This window comes from Xanthomonas sp. SHU 308, assembly GCF_000364645.1.
GTDB lineage: Bacteria > Pseudomonadota > Gammaproteobacteria > Xanthomonadales > Xanthomonadaceae > Xanthomonas_A > Xanthomonas_A sontii.
This window is the reverse complement of the sequence record NZ_AQOK01000026.1, coordinates 1-1,244: the sequence shown is the minus strand read 5'-3', so window position 1 is coordinate 1,244 and position 1,244 is coordinate 1. Positions and strand designations below refer to the sequence as shown.

The following is a 1,244-nucleotide window of genomic DNA, read 5'->3' as shown; positions in this document are numbered from 1 at the left end:
TGAGCCACCCCCGATTTCTCGGACAGGTTAATTAGGGAACAACAACCATCTTCTCGAACTCGGCCGGCGAGCGGTAGCCCAGCGCACTGTGCAACCGCTGCCGGTTGTAGAACACTTCGATGTACTCGAACACTTTCCCGCGCGCTTCGTCGAGACTGGCGAAGCGCTCGTGGTGCGTCAGTTCCTGCTTGAGCGAACTGAAGAAGCTCTCCATCACCGCATTGTCGTAAGGCATGCCCTTGCGGCTCATGCTCGCGACCAGCCCAGCTTCCTGCAACTGCCGTTGATATGCACCGCTGGTGTATTGCGTGCCCTGGTCGCTGTGGTGGATTGCTCCCTGCGCTGGCCGCCGGCGGTGCAGGGCCATGGCCAGTGCAGCGCTAGCCAACGCCTGGTCGGCCCGCTCCCCCATCGCCCAGCCCGCGATCTGCCGGCTGTGCATGTCCAGCACCGCCGCCAAGTGCAACCAGCCCATCCGGGTCGGCACGAAGGTGATGTCCGCCACCCACACCCGATCTGGCCCAGGACTGACGAACGGCCATGCCAGCCGGTTAGGCGCCACCGCCACACGCTGATAGGTGCTGCGCGTGCGCAGGTAACGTTGCCGCCGTTTGGTGCGGATCGCATGTGCCTGCCGCAAGCGCCGCACCCGATGCCGGCCACAGGTCTCACCTTGCTGGCGCAACGCGCGCCACAGGCGCTCGCTGCCATACGCCTCGCGGGTTTGTGCGTGCAACTGCTCGATCCGCTGCAATAGCCGGGCATTCTCCTGCGCGCGCGGCCCCGGACGGCGAGCGCACCACGCGTAGTAACCGCTGGGCGACACGCCCAGCGCACGGCAGAGCCAACGCACCCGGTAGCCCCGCTGGTCTCGGATCCAGGCGTACTTCACGGTAGCTCCCGCGCAAAGTACGCCGCCGCTTTTTTTAGGATCTCGTTCTCTTGGCGCAGCCGCTCGTTCTCGCGCTGCAGCTTGGCCAGTTCATCCGGATTGGCCTTGGGCCGGCCACTGCCGCCAAAGGCGCTCGCGCCCTTCGCATCGAGGTCCGTGGCCCACTTGTAGAGCCGGTTGCGCGGGATGCCTAACTCCCGCGCGATCACGGCCGCTGGCCGATCTCCCGCCCTGAGCAACCGCACTGCTTCCCGCTTGAACTCCGCCGTGAACCGCTGCCGCTTCTGCATCGAACACCTCCGTGCGAGGATTGTCCTCGCTTTCAGGTGTCCGAGTTATCAGGGGTGGCTCA

At 65.5% G+C, this 1,244-nt stretch carries 2 protein-coding genes; both read right to left on the bottom strand.

Features of this window, described 5'->3' with window-relative positions; translation table 11 throughout:
* Positions 1-31: 31 nt before the first annotated feature.
* Positions 32-892 (bottom strand): IS3 family transposase, encoded by an 861-nt coding sequence (locus tag D588_RS0101470; RefSeq protein WP_026143247.1) that lies wholly within the window; start codon positions 890-892, stop codon positions 32-34.
* On the bottom strand, positions 889-1,182 hold the full coding sequence (locus D588_RS0101465; protein ID WP_017914720.1) for a transposase: 294 nt from the start codon (positions 1,180-1,182) through the stop codon (positions 889-891). The genes D588_RS0101470 and D588_RS0101465 overlap by 4 nt, the downstream gene beginning before the upstream one ends.
* Positions 1,183-1,244: the final 62 nt, after the last annotated feature.

Excerpts from the sequence above, each read along its gene's own strand:
- D588_RS0101465 (WP_017914720.1), bottom strand. The coding sequence starts at position 1,182 with ATGCAGAAGCGGCAGCGGTTCACGGCGGAGTTCAAGCGGGAAGCAGTG.